The sequence below is a fragment of the Komagataeibacter intermedius TF2 genome (genome assembly GCF_000964425.1).
Classification (GTDB): domain Bacteria; phylum Pseudomonadota; class Alphaproteobacteria; order Acetobacterales; family Acetobacteraceae; genus Komagataeibacter; species Komagataeibacter intermedius.
Genome location: NZ_BANF01000599.1, coordinates 1 through 214, shown reverse-complemented (window position 1 = coordinate 214; position 214 = coordinate 1). Strand labels below are relative to the sequence as shown.

1 protein-coding gene is annotated in these 214 nt (G+C 58.9%); it reads right to left on the bottom strand.

Annotated features, from left to right (window positions below; genetic code table 11):
- Positions 1–214, bottom strand: a 214-nt coding sequence (locus B7449_RS18655; protein WP_048884060.1) for a hypothetical protein, incomplete at both ends; no start/stop codon positions are given.

The following is a 214-nucleotide window of genomic DNA, read 5'->3' as shown; positions in this document are numbered from 1 at the left end:
CCCTTTCCATCCACACTGCCCCATGTCCGACGATACAGCCGAAGCCGGTCGCCCGTAGCGATCGCGAGATCATAGGTTTCGCCGCGCTGATCAATAGCCTGCACGGTGATTTCATGCGTCGAGATCTCGCCGCGCTCCTGCAGGATTTTACGGACTGCACGACTCAGATCGGCAGCATCCTGATTGGTCAGCGCCGACATGCTGATCGTCTTGG